The 15,121-nt window shown below is 51.6% G+C and carries 12 protein-coding genes; 6 read left to right on the top strand and 6 right to left on the bottom strand.

Annotated elements, in window-relative coordinates; all coding sequences use genetic code 11:
- The first annotated feature begins 7 nt into the window (after window positions 1–7).
- Window positions 8–304 (top strand): STAS domain-containing protein, encoded by a 297-nt coding sequence (locus tag B9Y77_RS15530; protein WP_085492313.1) that lies wholly within the window; start codon window positions 8–10, stop codon window positions 302–304.
- Between the two features lie 216 nt (window positions 305–520).
- Here the strand turns inward: B9Y77_RS15530 and ilvD are convergent, their stop codons facing one another.
- The 3 genes from ilvD to B9Y77_RS15545 form a co-directional block, all read right to left on the bottom strand.
- The gene (gene ilvD, locus B9Y77_RS15535; protein WP_073442874.1) at window positions 521–2,377 is read right to left on the bottom strand and encodes a dihydroxy-acid dehydratase; all 1,857 of its coding nucleotides are present in this window, start codon (window positions 2,375–2,377) and stop codon (window positions 521–523) included.
- Window positions 2,378–2,483: 106 nt separating this feature from the next.
- Complete coding sequence (locus B9Y77_RS15540; protein ID WP_085492314.1) at window positions 2,484–3,977, bottom strand: THUMP domain-containing class I SAM-dependent RNA methyltransferase; 1,494 nt, start codon at window positions 3,975–3,977, stop codon at window positions 2,484–2,486.
- Window positions 3,978–3,997: 20 nt separating this feature from the next.
- Entirely contained in the window at window positions 3,998–4,369 is a 372-nt protein-coding gene (locus B9Y77_RS15545; protein ID WP_085492315.1) for a hypothetical protein, read from the bottom strand.
- A 170-nt stretch (window positions 4,370–4,539) separates the two neighbouring features.
- On the opposite strand from B9Y77_RS15545, the gene B9Y77_RS15550 reads away from it, so the two are divergent.
- Window positions 4,540–5,748, top strand: a complete 1,209-nt coding sequence (locus B9Y77_RS15550; protein WP_085492316.1) for a TolB-like translocation protein — start codon at window positions 4,540–4,542, stop codon at window positions 5,746–5,748.
- Between the two features lie 104 nt (window positions 5,749–5,852).
- Here the strand turns inward: B9Y77_RS15550 and B9Y77_RS15555 are convergent, their stop codons facing one another.
- Window positions 5,853–6,578 (bottom strand): TrmH family RNA methyltransferase, encoded by a 726-nt coding sequence (locus tag B9Y77_RS15555; RefSeq protein WP_254900080.1) that lies wholly within the window; start codon window positions 6,576–6,578, stop codon window positions 5,853–5,855.
- A 138-nt stretch (window positions 6,579–6,716) separates the two neighbouring features.
- Between B9Y77_RS15555 and surE the strand changes: the two genes are divergently transcribed.
- The 3 genes from surE to B9Y77_RS15570 all read left to right on the top strand — a co-directional run bounded on the left by surE (window position 6,717) and on the right by B9Y77_RS15570 (window position 12,423).
- Window positions 6,717–7,538, top strand: coding sequence for a 5'/3'-nucleotidase SurE (surE, locus tag B9Y77_RS15560; protein WP_085492318.1), 822 nt, complete (start codon window positions 6,717–6,719; stop codon window positions 7,536–7,538).
- A gap of 14 nt (window positions 7,539–7,552) precedes the next feature.
- Complete coding sequence (gene gyrA, locus B9Y77_RS15565; RefSeq protein ID WP_085492319.1) at window positions 7,553–10,264, top strand: DNA gyrase subunit A; 2,712 nt, start codon at window positions 7,553–7,555, stop codon at window positions 10,262–10,264.
- 314 nt (window positions 10,265–10,578) lie between these two features.
- Window positions 10,579–12,423, top strand: a complete 1,845-nt coding sequence (locus tag B9Y77_RS15570) for a glycoside hydrolase family 11 protein (RefSeq protein ID WP_085492320.1) — start codon at window positions 10,579–10,581, stop codon at window positions 12,421–12,423.
- Window positions 12,424–12,615: 192 nt separating this feature from the next.
- On the opposite strand, the gene B9Y77_RS15575 is transcribed toward B9Y77_RS15570, so the two are convergent.
- Together B9Y77_RS15575 and dapA are read right to left on the bottom strand one after the other, a co-directional pair.
- Window positions 12,616–13,308, bottom strand: coding sequence for a hypothetical protein (locus tag B9Y77_RS15575; RefSeq protein WP_085492321.1), 693 nt, complete (start codon window positions 13,306–13,308; stop codon window positions 12,616–12,618).
- Between the two features lie 38 nt (window positions 13,309–13,346).
- A complete protein-coding gene (gene dapA / locus B9Y77_RS15580) occupies window positions 13,347–14,303 on the bottom strand; it encodes a 4-hydroxy-tetrahydrodipicolinate synthase (RefSeq protein ID WP_085492322.1) in 957 nt (318 codons plus the stop codon).
- A gap of 462 nt (window positions 14,304–14,765) precedes the next feature.
- Here dapA and B9Y77_RS15585 point away from each other — a divergent pair.
- Window positions 14,766–15,121: hypothetical protein (locus tag B9Y77_RS15585; RefSeq protein WP_139829343.1), on the top strand; the 356-nt coding region annotated here is incomplete at its 3' end.

Consider the following 15,121-nt stretch of genomic DNA (forward strand, 5'->3'; position numbering starts at 1 on the left):
GCTGATAATGAAAATCGAAAAAAATGTGGATGGTTCCAATACCTCTTTCGCTTTGGAAGGGCGTCTGGATACGATGACGGCTCCTTTGCTCGAAGCTGAAATTCAGGGCAAATTGGAAGGTGTCACGGACTTGGAATTTGACTTTGCCAAGCTGACTTATATTTCTTCGGCGGGATTGCGCGTGTTGCTTTCTGCTCAGAAGATTATGAACAAGCAGGGCAAGATGATCATCAAGAATGTCTGCGATGAAATCAAGGAAATTTTTGAGGTGACGGGATTCTCGGACATTCTGACTGTCGTGTAGTTTGGTTTAAAAAATTTGTATGGATGAAAAAACGGCACCTGCGCGGTGCCGTTTTTTGTATGCGGGGAATTCCTTTAATTACTTCACACCAATCAGAGACAAGTCGCGGACTGCGCCATGTGACGACCGGCGGCTCGATTGCAATATACACTGCGATACCTCGCCGCCTCTCGCCTCCGACGACTCGTTAATACGAGTCGCCTACGGCTCACAGGCTTACTTTACTCCAATGAGCGATAAATCGCGGACGGCGCCCTTGTCTGCGGACGATGCCATGGCGGCATATGCCTGGAGTGCCTTGGACACGACGCGGTCGCGGTTCTCAGGTTTCCATGCCTTGGCACCACGGGATTCCATTTCCTGACGGCGAGCGGCGAGTTCTTCGTCGGTGAGTTCCACGTTGATGGTGCGGTTCGGAATATCGATTTCGATGACGTCGCCCGTGTGCACGAGGCCGATATTACCCTTGTTGGCTGCTTCCGGAGAAGCGTGGCCGATGGAGAGACCGCTTGTACCACCGGAGAAGCGACCGTCGGTGAGGAGGGCGCAGGACTTGCCGAGGTGACGGCTCTTGAGGTAAGAAGTCGGGTAGAGCATTTCCTGCATGCCAGGACCACCCTTCGGGCCTTCGTAGCGGATGACGACGACGTCGCCTGCCTTCACCTTGTTGCCGAGAATGCCGTTCACTGCTTCTTCCTGGCTTTCGAACACGATTGCCGGACCGGTGAACTTCCAGATGGATTCGTCAACGCCTGCGGTCTTCACGATGCAGCCGTCGATAGCGAGGTTACCGTAAAGAACAGCGAGGCCGCCGTCCTTGGTGTAAGCGTGTTCGCCATCGCGGATGGCACCGTTTGCGCGGTCGAGGTCGTGATCCGGGTACATGAAGTTCTGAGAGAAGGCTTCGATGTTGTACTTGCGGCCCGGACCTGCGAGGTAGCGCTGCTTGGCTTCGGCAGTCGGATTGCGCTTGAGGTCGTTTGCTTCGAGAGCATCGCCCATCGTGGCGGCGTGAACAGTCTTTGCGCTCTTGTGGATGAGACCCATGCGGTCGAGTTCACCGATGATGCCCATGATGCCGCCTGCACGGTTCACGTTTTCGACGTGGATGTTGTGGACGGTCGGGGCGACTTTGCAGATGCACGGCGTGTTGCGGGAGAGACGGTCGATGTCCTTCATGGTGAAGTCTACGCCAGCTTCCTGAGCGACGGCGAGCAAGTGGAGCACGGTGTTAGAAGAACCGCCCATGGCGATGTCGAGGCGCATGGCGTTTTCGAAGGCGTCCTTCGTGGCGATGCTGCGCGGGAGGATGCTTTCGTCGTTCAAATCGTAATACTGGTGGCAGAGTTCCACGATGCGCTTTCCGGCGGCTTCGAAGAGCTTCTTGCGTTCGGCGTGCGTTGCGACGATGGTGCCGTTGCCCGGGAGGCTAAGGCCGAGGGCTTCGGTAAGGGAGTTCATGGAGTTTGCGGTGAACATGCCGGAGCAGGAACCGCAAGTCGGGCAAGCGTTGGCTTCGATGTCGGCAACTTCTTCGTCGCTGATGGTGTTGTCTGCAGAATCGATCATGGCGTCGATCAAGTCGAGAGCGCGGTCCTTGCCGTCCTTCGTCGTGACGTGGCCAGCTTCCATCGGACCACCGGAAACGAAGATTGCCGGGATGTTGAGGCGCATGGCAGCCATGAGCATACCCGGAGTCACCTTGTCGCAGTTGGAGATGCAAACGAGGGCATCGGCGCGGTGGGCGTTTGCCATGTATTCGGTGGCGTCTGCAATGAGGTCGCGGGACGGAAGGCTGTAGAGCATGCCGTCGTGGCCCATGGCGATACCGTCGTCGACTGCGATGGTGTTCATTTCTTTAGCGACACCGCCGGCAGCTTCGATCGCGCGTGCGACAACTTGGCCGACATCCTTGAGGTGGACATGACCCGGTACAAACTGGGTGTAGCTGTTCACCACGCAAATGACGGGCTTACCAAAGTCTTCTACCTTGGTTCCTGTTGCGTGCCAAAGGGCACGTGCACCGGCCATTTCGCGGCCTTCCATAGTCTTGAGCGAACGAAGTTTCGGCATAATGATCCTTTTTTGTCTTTAATAATTCTAGTGGCATTATATATGCCACCTTAAATTTCGGTTATAAGTTAGAAAATTAATTCTTGTGATGAAAATGGCGAGGCGCCTAGATTGTTGCAAAGAAGGCGTTGAGGCTAAAGCCACCATGGCTTGTTTGGATGACCTTGGCGGTTGTGGAATGTTCTCTCGAAAGGGCGGGGCATTCGCGCAAAAGGTTTGCTGTGCAGGTGTACTTGGCGCCGTCGCGGGTGTCATCTTTCGGGGCGAGGATGGCGACTGTGAGCGTTTTGCCCAAATGGTGTAAGTCTCGGGCGAGTTCCGTTAGCTTTTTGCCGATTTGCGTGTAAAGCTTTGGGGCGTCAAAATCGAGGCGCTTGCCGTAGGGTGGGTTTAGCACGAGAATGGGCGAGGAGTCGCCGCAGGCATCTGCAATTTCTTTGGCGGTGTAGCTGAAAAAGTCGTGGAGTTGCGGAGTAATTGTGGGCGTGTTTTCGTTCGGCGCGATTTGTGCGAGCGGGCTACATTCGATGTTGTGCTTGATGATGTTTACCGCGCGTTCGGAAATGTCGCTCGTGAGGATTTTTGCGATGATGGGATGCTTTGTCGCATTGTAAGACTTTACTGGACCCTTCACTTCGTTCAGGGTGACGGATGTTGATGTATCGCCTCTTGTATCGTTCTGGGTGACGCTTCGCGTTATAAAATTCCAGGTGGCTTCTTTGAAGGCGGGCTGGTGCTTTAGTGCAAAATCGCGGCATGTGCCGGGAATGATTTTGTTTGCAATGCAGGCGGCTTCGAGGCTGAACGTGCCACTGCCGGACATGAGGTCGATAAGGGTGATGCTTCGCGGATGGCTTGTGTCATCCTGAGCGGAGCGCGGAGCGCGAAGTCGAAGGATCTCTATTGCTTCAAAAATCATCGCGGAGGCGATGGTTTCTTTGAGCGGAGCGTCGTTCACGAATCGCTCAAAACCGCGCTTGTAGAGTTCTTCGCCGGCGAGGTCAAGCCAGATGGTGCAGCGGTCGTCAAGAAAGTTGACGTAGAGATTTTGTTGAATGCTGCGATTCTCGTATTGCGACGGGGCGTTGCGGGGTGTCCCCGCAGAGGGGGTAGCGGATGCCGTGTCGGCAGAAGCGAGGGGGACACTTACCCCTTCTATTATTTTATATAAACGTTCGGCGATGGCGTCGCTGTGGTACAGGCGGGAATGCTTGCAAGTAACGTGGATGTTTATAGATCCTTCGACTTCGCAACTAGCGTTGCTCCGCTCAGGATGACACGGAAGGTAAAGTTCCCAAGGAATTTCGCTTGCTTTCTTTTCGAGTTCGCGGAAGTTTTCGGCTTTGAAACTGGCGACTTCCATGAGCACGCGGTTTGCGATGCGGCTTACAGCGACGACTTTCCACGCTTCAGTGAGTTTTGTGGCAAATTCGACTTTGCCGTCCCCAGTGGCGTGTGGCTGTTCCGTTGCGCTTTCGCCTAAAATGATTTCTAATTCTCTCGAAAGAGTTTGTTCGAAACCAAGCGGAGAAACGGCTAAAAAGCGGTGCGGTTTTCCGATGATGTGTTTCTTGATGCGTTTTTCGAGAGCGTCACTCATGGACTGCAATATAAAAATTGCTAGGAGTCCAGGTCAACGGCGATCAAGTCCTTGGATGGTACCGTTGGGGCAATCATGGGGAGCTTGCTCAAGTCCAGGTTGATGGCGATGATTTCGCCGGAGAGCGACATGATGGCGCCTGTGGAGGTGTTGAACGTGCCGATGACGTTCCCGGAACCGTCGCTGACGGTCATTGTCTTGGGGGCGATAACGTAGTAGTTAGCCCCGAGCTGGTAGAAGTAGCTGGGTTCGCTAACGACGATATTTTGCGGAATTTGGAGGTCTGAAGTCTTATTTGATGCAGAATCTTGAGTTGCTGCGCTTTCGGAGCAATTCCATGCAGTGGCAAGAATGCCTGCCAATAGTAAGCATCTAAAAACTTGAAACTTCATAATCTTTCCTCGGATTGTAAATCTATATTGACATTTCGTTTTCGTAATAAAAAACAGATTTTCGTAAGTTTTAAATGTTCCCTTTGTGTTCTCGGATACGATTGCCTAGATGATGCGTTCTTGAACTTGGGTTTTGAAATATTTATTTCTCGTGTTACTATCTTTTACGTATGATTATGAAAAAGTTTGTGTTGATTTCTGCGATTGGCTTTTTGGCCGCATCTGCTTTTGCTGCACAGGGCGCTCCGATGGGTGCATCTGTGGATCCGACTCCTGAAGAACAGAAGGCTCTCGATGCCCTGAAGGGTAAGCTCGAAGGGGCTATTGTCTGGTCTACGAGCCGTGCGAATTCTCTCCATGATATTTGGATTATGAATGCTGACGGAACGAATGCCCGTGCGCTGACCAAGAGCAATAATGTAGACTGGTTCCCGCGTGTCGCTCCAGATGGCTCGAAAGTGCTTTTTAACCGTAGCAAGGCTGGTTGGGTTCCTGAAAATGATGCAAATTACCCGGAAAAGTGGGATTTGTGGACTGTCGGTATTGACGGTACGAACGAAACGAAGATTGTCGAAAATGCAACTTGGGGCACTTGGCGCCCGGATGGCAAGTCCATTGTGTTTAGCCGTGCCGGCAAGGTCTTTACGATGGATCTCGCGAGCAAAAAGGAAACGCTTGTGCTTGATGGCGAAAAAGCGTTCAAGAAGGCTGGCGTGATTTTGCAGGAACCGAACATGAGTCCGGATGGCAAGCACCTCGCGATTACGCTTCGCGGTTCGATGCGAGAAACGGGCGTGTGGGATTTGGCTAAGAACGCCTGGACCAAGTCCGGCGACGGTTGCCAGATTGACTGGAATTTCGATGGCTCAAAGCTCTACCGTGTAAACCCCACGGGTAACGGTGGTACGGCTGCTCCGAGTGAAATTTTGTGGTTCACGGCTAAGGACGGCAAACAGGTAGAAAAGGTCGGCTTCTTTGGTATCCCGAAGAACGTGAAGCTGATGGACTTGCCGGGTCGTCGCAGTCATGAATACTTCCCGCGCCTCTCGCCGGATGGCAAGTGGCTTGTGTGGGGTGCAACCGACAAGGGCCACGACCACGATTTGTTCGACTACGAACTCTATATTTGGAAGATTGGCGAACCGGTTGAAACGGCAACGCGTATCACGTACAATAGTGGCAACGACCGCTGGCCGGATATCTGGTTTGGTAAGGTCCCGGTGAGCGCTGCTCCGGTTGCTGCAAAGGCTGTTGAAACGGCTGCAAATGCGACGGCTGCTGCCATTGCCGGTGGCGTAAGCGATGCCAAGATGGATGAACTTATCAAGGCTATTGACCGCTTGACCGATGCAGTGAAGGCGCTTGCTCCGGCGAAGTAAGTAAGAGAAAGGTGGTGCCCGATGGTCGTTCCGGGACGGGCATGACAGAATGCAAAAATGCCGCAGCTTTGATGCTGCGGCTTTTGCTATTAAGTGTATCGCTTTTATTTCGCGTTACTGCGGAGGCAGAATGCCATGATGGCGAATGCGCCGGCAACGTTCATGCTCGCTTTGCGACCTGCCATCGGAATGGTGACTTTCATGGTCGCTTCGGCCATGATTTCTGGGGCGATGCCGAGTTCTTCGTTGCCGAGGACGATGAGCCCTTTTGCCGGCCATGTTACGTTGTTTATGCTCGGGATGTCTTCGCCGGTTTCAAGGGCGATGATTTCGTAGCCGTTTTCCTTGTGCCATTTGATGCAGTCGAATGGGCTGTCCCAGCGCTTGATGGGGATCCATTCCTGGCAACCACGGGCTGCGCTTTTGACGGTCACGTGGTCGGGGCTGCAGCTGTAGCCGCTGAGGTGCACGCCTTCGAGCCCAAAACAGTCGGTGCTGCGGATGATGGAACCTACGTTGAATGCGCTGCGCAAATTGTGCACGAGCACGGCGAATTGGATGGGCTTCTCGTTTGCGACTTCGCGGTCACCCGGTTCCTGTTCCAAGTACACGTCGCGTTCAAAGCCAAGCCCTGCGCGGGTGCGGAACGTCTTGTACAAGTCAATCATTTGCGCTTGGTTTTTGCCTGTCAATCTCTCGGATTCGGGCAGGTGGAGCCATTCGGTGTAGGTCTCGAATTCACGGCGGGCGCGGGGAACATCGTCGCCTAATTGCAAGATGATTACTCGTAAAAGTTCAGCAAGCCTCTTGAATTTTGAGGGCTCTTTCATGGCTAAAAATTTAGGTTCTGTGTACATGTTTTCAATGATAGAAAATTACCCTTTAAACGGCTAAAAAAAGGCTTTTTTACGAGTGTTTTTAGGGATTTTGAAACAGTTTTTCCACCCATTTTTCTAAATTTCGTATAAATGGAAAAAATACGGAAAACTAGGGTTTTAATCACTAACGACGATGGCGTTGGTAGTGTCAACTTGCATGCTCTTGCTCTTGCTTTGAGCAAGGTTTCCGATGTCTATATTTTTGCGCCTGAAGGCGAGCAGAGTGGTGTTGGTCACGCCTTTACGATTCGTCGCGGATTGCGTGTTCTGCATGTCGAAACTGTCTCTGGAAACGTGGATTGGCCGTATGAGGTTTTCTCGGTTTCGGGTACTCCTGCGGACTGCGTAAAGTTTGCCATAGGGCATTTTGCCAATTACGGACTTGATGATAACACGATTGTTCCCGAAGGCTTTGATGTGTGTTTTTCGGGAATCAATGTGGGCGAAAATTCCGGTGTGTCGTCGCTTTATTCGGGGACGGTTGCCGGTGCTCGTGAAGCCGCCCTTTGGGGTGTGCCTGCGGTGGCGCTTTCGCTGCGTGGATTGAAAGGCAACCTGTTGCAGGTGGCGATTGATTTTGCACGCAAGATTGTTTCTGAGAACCTGTTCAAGAAAATTTCCAAGGGCGTGTTCTGGAATGTGAATTTCCCGAAAGTCAAGGACGATGAATTCCTTGGATTCAAGGCTTGTACGATGGACAGTGGAATGTTTACCGATCACTATGATCACAAGGATGGCTTGTGGTTTTTGGATGGCGAAAAGCTGTGGTCGAAGGCTCCTGAGGGTTCGGACGACAACTTGCTAGATAAGGGCTATGCGACAATCACACCGCACCGCATAGACCAGACCGATGAAAAAAGTTTAGAAGTGATAAGTGAAATGCTGGGAAGTGATGATTTTACTTCCCACTAATTTGAGGTTAACTAATGTCAGAAGAAATGGTACCTGGATCGCAGTTCAAGAGTCTTGTCGAACAAGACATGCAGGACTGCTATCTTCGCTACTCGATGAGCGTTATTGTCGCTCGTGCATTGCCGGATGCGCGCGATGGCTTTAAGCCCGTGCACCGCCGCGTGATGTACAGTATGCACAAGTTGGGCGTGGTTCCGAATAAGGGAACGGTCAAGTCCGCCCGTATCGTGGGTGATGTTATCGGTAAGTACCACCCGCATGGTGACGTTGCTGTTTACGATACTCTTGCCCGTATGGCGCAGGATTTCTCGTTGCGCTATCCGCTGGTGTTTGGTCAGGGAAACTTCGGTTCTATTGATGGTGACAGCCCGGCTGCCATGCGTTATACCGAAGCGAAGATGAACAACCTTGGCGCCCTTATGCTCGAAGATCTCGAAAAAGAGACGGTCGACATGGGCCCGAACTACGATGAATCGCTCGAAGAACCGCTGGTGCTCCCGTCTGCGCTCCCGAACATGATTGTGAACGGAACATCGGGTATTGCAGTAGGTATGGCGACGAATATGGCTCCGCACAACTTGCGCGAAGTCGGTGCCGCTATCCATGCTTTGGCTGAAAATCCAGACTTGACTGGCGAAGACCTCATGGAATATGTGAAGGGCCCGGACTTCCCGACAGGCGCTATTGTCTGTGGCCGTTCTGGCATTCGCGAAGCTTACCTCACGGGTCATGGCCGTGTGCGTGTGCGCGCCCGTACCGAAATTGAAACGGATGCAAAGGGCAAACCGCGTATCATCGTCACCGAAATCCCATACATGGTGAACAAGGCCGAACTCTGCAAGAAGATTGCAGACCTCGTCCGCGACAAGCGTATCGATGGCATTACGGACATCCGCGATGAATCGAGCCGTGACATCCGCATTGTGATTGAACTTCGCCGTGATGCTGTTGGTGAAGTTGTCTTGAATAACTTGTTCAAGTACACGCAACTCCAGACGACGTTCAGCATTTATAACTTGGCACTCGTCAATAACCTCCCGAAGCTCCTTACGCTCAAGGATCTTTTGCAGGTCTACATTGACCACCGCCTCGATGTGATTACGCGTGCAACGCAGTTCGATTTGAAGAAGGCTGCAGCTCGCCTCCACATCATTGAAGGTTTGCGAATCGCAACGCAGAACATCGACGAAGTCGTGAAGATTATTCGCCAGAGCAAGACGACCGAAATTGCAAAGCAGAGCTTGCAGGACCGCTTCTCGCTCGATGAAATCCAGTCTCAGGCCATCGTTGATATGCGCCTTGCTCAGTTGGTCGGCTTGAACATTGAAAAGTTGGAAGCCGAATACAACGAACTCATTGCAACAGTTGCTGACTTGAAGGACATCTTGGAAAAACGCGAACGCCGCGTTGCCATCATGCTCCAGAAGCTCGATGCTGTTGTTGACAAGTATGGTGACGAACGCCGCACGACGATTGGCGAAGCTATTGACGATAGCGATGACGAAGACCTCATTGCCGAAGAAGAACAGGTCATCACGCTCAGTAAGGAAGGCTACATCCGTCGCCTCCCGATTGATACGTTCAAGGCTCAGAACCGCGGTGGTAAAGGCATCATCGGTGCAGGCCTCAAGGACGAAGACAACGTGGAACAGATCTTCACGGCTAGCACGCACAGCTACCTGCTCGTGTTCACGAACAAGGGTCGTGTCTACTGGACGAAGGTCTACCGCTTGCCGGAAGGCGCCCGCAATGGCAAGGGCCGCCCGATTGTGAACTTTGTCGCTCTCACGGAAGGCGAAAAGGTGCAGGCGATTGTGCCGGTGCGCAAGTTCGGTGGTTACTTCTGCCTCGTGTTTGCAACCAAGAAGGGTATCATCAACAAGATGGACCTCACGCTCTTTAGCCGTCCGCGCAAGGCTGGCGTCAATGCCATTAGCCTCGACGCAGACGATGAATTGGTCAAGGTTCAGCTCGTGGGCATGTCTGCCGAAGAATACGAAGCGAGCAAGAATGCTTCTGACGACGATTCCGCAGAAGCCGTTGAAAACGCCGCTGAAGCTCAGGCTGCCGAAGCCGCTATTGCCGAAGAATCTGAATCTGGCGATGCTGAAGAATTCGCCAACCGCCCGATTCCGAAGGATCTTTTGATGATTGCGACTAAGAACGGTCAGGCCGTCACGTTCCCGATTAGCTGCTTCCGCGCTATGGGTCGTGGCACGCACGGCGTGAAGGGCATTACGCTCGCCGAAGGCGACGAAGTCATTTCGCTCCTGTGGCTCAAGGCCGGCAACAAGATTTTGACCATCACCGAAAAGGGTTATGGCAAGCGTTCTGAACCGGGTTCTTACCGTGTGACCCGCCGTGGCAGCAAGGGTGTCCGCAACTTGAACGTTACAGACAAGATTGGTGCCGCCGTGTTCGTCGAAAGCGTTGCTGACGATTACGATTTGATCATCACGAGTAAGGATGGTCAGGTCATCCGCATCAAGGCTGCCGATATCCGCCTCACGGGCCGCAATGCCCAGGGCGTCAAGGCAATCACGCTGCGCGATGGCGATGTCGTGAAGGATGCAACTGCACTCCCGAGCGTCGAAGATATCGAACAAGATAGCGCCGATGCCAAGGAAACTTTCGACAAGGTTAAGGGCGTTGAAGTCGATGACGATTCCGTTGTCAAGGACGATGCTGAAAAGCAGGAAATCGGCCCGACGGAAACCGAAGAATAATCGTGAACCTTGTAACAGTGGAACGTTAGTTCCCAAATAAAATTAAAAGCCTCTTTCTGGAGATCCCGGGAAGAGGCTTTTTTTTATGCCGAGCGGTCGTGCCGTGAGCAACAAAGCCCCAGTTCTTTTGAACTGGAGTGGTTGCGAGAGCGAGGCGAGTACGGAGTCTTGCATTTCAGGAGAGCCGAGCGGTCGTCAAATGTAAAATTATTGTCGTTGTTTTTTTCAACAACAAACATTTGTTTAATGTCGGTCTTTTTTCATCTGTCACTCATATATTATGTTCAGCATAACTAAAATGTGAGGAGTATCATATGAAAACATTTAGTGTGACCAAGTCTAGCGTTGTTTTCGCAATGGCTTTGGGAATGGCGACGACTGCTTTTGCTCAGGATTTCTGCAGCAACTCGTCGCATTCCGGTCAATCCGTGAAAATTTCTTCGAACCAAGTTGGTAAAATCGGTGATATCGGTTATGAACTTTGGGACGAAAATGGTCATGGCGGTAGCGCTACGTTCTATAGCGACGGTTCCATGGATTGCAGCATCACGGGCGCTAAGGACTATCTCTGCCGTGCTGGTCTTTCCCTTGGCAGTAACAAAACCTATAAGGAACTTGGCGGCGACATGATTGCCGAGTTCAAGCTTGTGAAGAGCCCGGCCCAGAACGTTGGGTACTCTTACATTGGCGTTTACGGCTGGATGGAAGGCGTTTCTGGAACGCCTAGCCAGTTGGTTGAATACTATGTGATTGATAACACTCTTGCCAATGATATGCCTGGTAGCTGGATTGGTAATGAACGAAAGGGAACCATTACGGTTGATGGTGGTACCTATACAGTTTATCGCAACACTCGTACCGGTCCTGCAATTAAATCCTCGGGCAACGTTACGTTCTATCAGTATTTCAGCGTGCGTACCTCGCCTCGCGATTGCGGTACCATCAACATTTCCGAACACATGAGACAGTGGGAAAAGATGGGCATGACCATGGGTAAGCTCTACGAAGCCAAGGTGCTCGGTGAAGCGGGTAATGTCAATGGTGAAGTCCGCAATGGTCGTATGGATTTCCCGCATGCCAAGGTCTATGTGAAAAACGGCTCTGATCCGGCTTCTTCCTCTTCTGTGAAGTCCAGCTCTTCTACAGTAACGCCAAAGTCCAGCTCTTCGAAGGGTAGTGGCGTTGGTCCTGTTGTCAGCACTGAATTCTGCAAGGATGCTCAGCACACTGGCGATAAGAAGACCGAAAACGGCAACAAGGTGGGCTCCATCAACGGAATTGGTTATGAACTTTGGTATGACCGTGCAACGTCCGGTTCGGCAACGTTCTATTCCGATGGCTCTATGTCTTGCTCTTTCCAGAACGCTGGTGACTATCTCTGCCGTTCGGGCCTGTCCTTCAATAGCGACAAGACCTACAAGGAACTTGATGGCGATATGCTTGCTGAATACAAGCTCGTGAAGCAGAATGTTAATGGCGCTGACTACTCCTATGTGGGTGTCTATGGCTGGATGGAAGGCGTGCCGGGAACGCAGAGCAAGTTGGTGGAATACTATGTGGTCGATAACTGGTTGAGCCAGTACCGCCCGGGTGACTGGGTTGGCAACAAGAAGTATGGTACATTCACGATTGACGGTGCCGAATACGATGTCTATCGCAACACTCGTACAGGTCCAGCAATCAAGTCTAGTGGCAACGTCGAATTCTACCAGTATTTCAGCGTCCGTAAGCAAGCTCGTGATTGTGGCGTCATCAACATTTCCGCTCACATGAAGAAGTGGGAAGAACTTGGCATGACGATGGGTAAGCTCTACGAAGCCAAGGTGCTCGGCGAGGCGGGCAGCAATGGCGGTGGCGTTTCTGGTACGGCAGACTTCCCGCATGCAAAGGTCTACGTGGCAAAGGATGAACCGGTGTCTAGCTCTTCTGAAGCAAAGGTTGAATCTTCTAGCAGCCAAACGATTGGTCTCATTGCTGCACCGAAGATGGAACTCAAGAGCGGCAACTTCCAGGTGTTTGACATGCAGGGCCGTTATCTCGGCAACATGAAGGTCGATGCCGGTGCCTCTGTAAATGAAGTGCTTAAGGCTAACTTCAAGAATGCGGGAATCTACATGGTGAAGCAAGGCGTTTACATGCAGCGCTTCTCTGTGAAGTAACAAGTCTCTCCTCCTAAAGACTGTAAAAACGCTCCCCGCCGGGGAGCGTTTTTGCTTGTTGAACAAGTTTCGTGTGATGCCTGCGAGTGTCGGAAATGTCGCGATTTTTTGGAAAATGCTGCGCGTCTCACGTACAAAAAAAAGCGAGTCCCGAAACGGAACTCGCATAAATACTTTGTCTAAAGTCGAAGATTACTTCTTGGACTTTGCACTCTTTTTCGGCGGATGAACAGCGATTTTCTTCACGCTCTTGTCTTCTTCCTTAGCCGCCTTTTCAGCTTCCTTGAACATGGCTTCGACCTGTTCTAGAGCGCCGTTCGGATCTTCTTCGATGATTTCAGAAGCTTCGTCCACGAGTTCTGCGAATTCGTCGTACCAGTCAGCGAAGATTTCGACTTCGAGGTGGTCCACACCCGGAACCGTCAAGCGCACGCCGCAGCATTCGCCAACGCGGTCGAGGAACTTTGCAATTTCCGGACGGAGGAGGGAGAGGTCAAGACCGTCGAGGTCTTCCGGTTCAAGGAACACGCCGTCGACCTTGTCGTCGTCAGCCTTCTTGGACTTCTTCTTGTCGCCCTTCTTGCAGTCGCAGTTGTCACCGCAGCCGCAAGTGCAGCTACCGTCAGCGCCGTTCATGGCGAGGTATTCTTCGTCATCGATGCCGCTGTCGTAGTAGAATTCGTCGTCTTCCAGATAAAGTGTTTCAACGAAGATTCCCTTTGCGCCGAGAGTCTTGGCTGCTGCCAAGAATTCCTTGAGGTCGCCGCCGAAGTAGCGAGTAGCTTCGGCTTCTTCGTTCAGAGTCTGCACCGGAATCGGAAGAAGCTTCTGCTTCTTGATGTGTTCGCAGACCAAGTCGATAACGGATTTTTCATTCTTAGCCATTGTGATTCTCCTGTTAAAAAAGTCTTCCTACATGTCTATTAGACATGATACTTCTTCAAGCTCTGGGCCTTCTCGTCGATGAGCTTCATGATGCGGGCGACAGCGTCAGCACCGTTAGCCGTGTCCTTCACGCTTACGAGCGGCTGGAACAACGGGCTGTTGAAGAGCGTTCCGAGAGGAATCGGGTTCTTGCGGCAGAACGTGGCGTCGATGTAGTCACGAGCAGCCTTCTGCAAGTTGTGAGCCTTGTCCTTGTCGCCAGCCTGGAAAGCCTTGTAGAGGTCAACGAAAGTCTTGCAAGCTTCCGGGATGTTGCCCGTTGCGCTCACGATACCCGTGCCGCCCATTTCAAGGAGGTCTGCAAAGAGACCGTCTTCACCGCTCATCACAGCGAAGTCCTTGCCCTTCGTTTCCTTGATGACGCGCATCGTGTCTTCGTGGAACTTTTCGCCAAAACCAAATTCAACCGCCTGCTTGAGACCGATGATGTTCTTGTCTTCGGCAAGAGCGATCAAAGTGTCCGGATGGACATAGCTGGAGGTACGGCCCGGAACGTTGTAAATAACAATCTTTGCACCCGTTTCGCTACTGAGTGTCTGGTAGTGCTTGAGGAGTCCTTCCTGCGGCGGATTGTTGTAGTAGCCAGTGACGCAGAGGACTGCCACCGGAGCAATCTTCAAAACGTTTTCGATCATCTCGATAGATTCGCGCGTGCAGTTGGAACCTGCGCCTGCAATCACAGGAACGCGACCGTCAACGTAGTCGAGCGTGAACTTAATGATATCCAAGTGCTGCTGCGGAGAAACCGTTGCACTCTGGCCCGTCGTCACGGCGGGGAGCACACCACTTGCACCAGCTGCAATAACATCGTCAATCATCTGCCCCATCTTCTTGTAGTCGATGGAGTTGCGAAGGTTCTTAGGATCGTCGTTCTTGAGCGGGGTGAACAACGCGGGGAAAACACCAGTAAGTTGAGAAGCGTTTGTAATTTGCATAGTAACCTAAATATAGTATTAGAAGAATGACAAAGAACAAAATACGAGCGAAAAATGTAGTGATTTTAAAGCCCTGTAAATCAAGAGATGTAGCTTGAAAAACGTCATTGCGAGGAGCGAAGCGACGCGGCAATCTAGTTAAGGTTGGTGGGGGGGGGGAAGAATCCCCCTGATTGCAGCCTTGCCCTCCTCGTCATCCTGAGCGCAAGCGAAGGATCCAGTTAATTTTTAACACAGGGCAAGTCTTCCATCACCCCTTCGAAACGGGGGCTCAGACGCCGCCCCCGTAACGCCCCGGCTTGATGTTGAGAATTTGTTTGAAATCATTTGGCGAAGACCGCCTTTTATCTGTGTTTAAATCATTTTACGCAAAAATCAAAAAAAATTTGGAATAATTTCTTGAAAAACGCATGTTAATGTAATAGGTGGGGAATGATCCTTGCCGTTATATGAGGATTTAAAATGACAAGAGATGAATTTGCGCTTTTTCTTAAAGGACTCAAAAATGTTCAGGAAAAGGGTGGAGATGCTGATGCCTATGTTAAGCAGTATGAGAAACGGAATGTCTACTTTTTTAACGATGGTTGCATCAAGAAAATCCTGGCGAGCGAGAAAAATCTCGCACTGACAACGGACTTGATTAATGCGGCGCTGAACCTTGTTGGTTCGGATCGTATTGAAAATCCGAAACTCGTGAACCCTTATGTTCCGGGGGAACTGGGGCACCGCAGTATTGAACCTGATTTGTTGCTGACGAATGAACGTGGTGGTGAAATACCGCGCGACCGCATTTCGATTGAAATTCAGCATGAAAATCA

The organism is Fibrobacter sp. UWB13, from assembly GCF_900177805.1.
GTDB lineage: Bacteria > Fibrobacterota > Fibrobacteria > Fibrobacterales > Fibrobacteraceae > Fibrobacter.

Excerpts from the sequence above, each read along its gene's own strand:
- ilvD (WP_073442874.1), bottom strand. The coding sequence starts at position 2,377 with ATGCCGAAACTTCGTTCGCTCAAGACTATGGAAGGCCGCGAAATGGCC.
- dapA (WP_085492322.1), bottom strand. The coding sequence starts at position 14,303 with ATGCAAATTACAAACGCTTCTCAACTTACTGGTGTTTTCCCCGCGTTG.
- B9Y77_RS15555 (WP_254900080.1), bottom strand. The coding sequence starts at position 6,578 with ATGAAAGAGCCCTCAAAATTCAAGAGGCTTGCTGAACTTTTACGAGTA.
- B9Y77_RS15550 (WP_085492316.1), top strand. The coding sequence starts at position 4,540 with ATGATTATGAAAAAGTTTGTGTTGATTTCTGCGATTGGCTTTTTGGCC.
- B9Y77_RS15540 (WP_085492314.1), bottom strand. The coding sequence starts at position 3,977 with ATGAGTGACGCTCTCGAAAAACGCATCAAGAAACACATCATCGGAAAA.
- B9Y77_RS15570 (WP_085492320.1), top strand. The coding sequence starts at position 10,579 with ATGAAAACATTTAGTGTGACCAAGTCTAGCGTTGTTTTCGCAATGGCT.
- B9Y77_RS15545 (WP_085492315.1), bottom strand. The coding sequence starts at position 4,369 with ATGAAGTTTCAAGTTTTTAGATGCTTACTATTGGCAGGCATTCTTGCC.
- B9Y77_RS15575 (WP_085492321.1), bottom strand. The coding sequence starts at position 13,308 with ATGGCTAAGAATGAAAAATCCGTTATCGACTTGGTCTGCGAACACATC.
- gyrA (WP_085492319.1), top strand. The coding sequence starts at position 7,553 with ATGTCAGAAGAAATGGTACCTGGATCGCAGTTCAAGAGTCTTGTCGAA.
- surE (WP_085492318.1), top strand. The coding sequence starts at position 6,717 with ATGGAAAAAATACGGAAAACTAGGGTTTTAATCACTAACGACGATGGC.
- B9Y77_RS15530 (WP_085492313.1), top strand. The coding sequence starts at position 8 with ATGAAAATCGAAAAAAATGTGGATGGTTCCAATACCTCTTTCGCTTTG.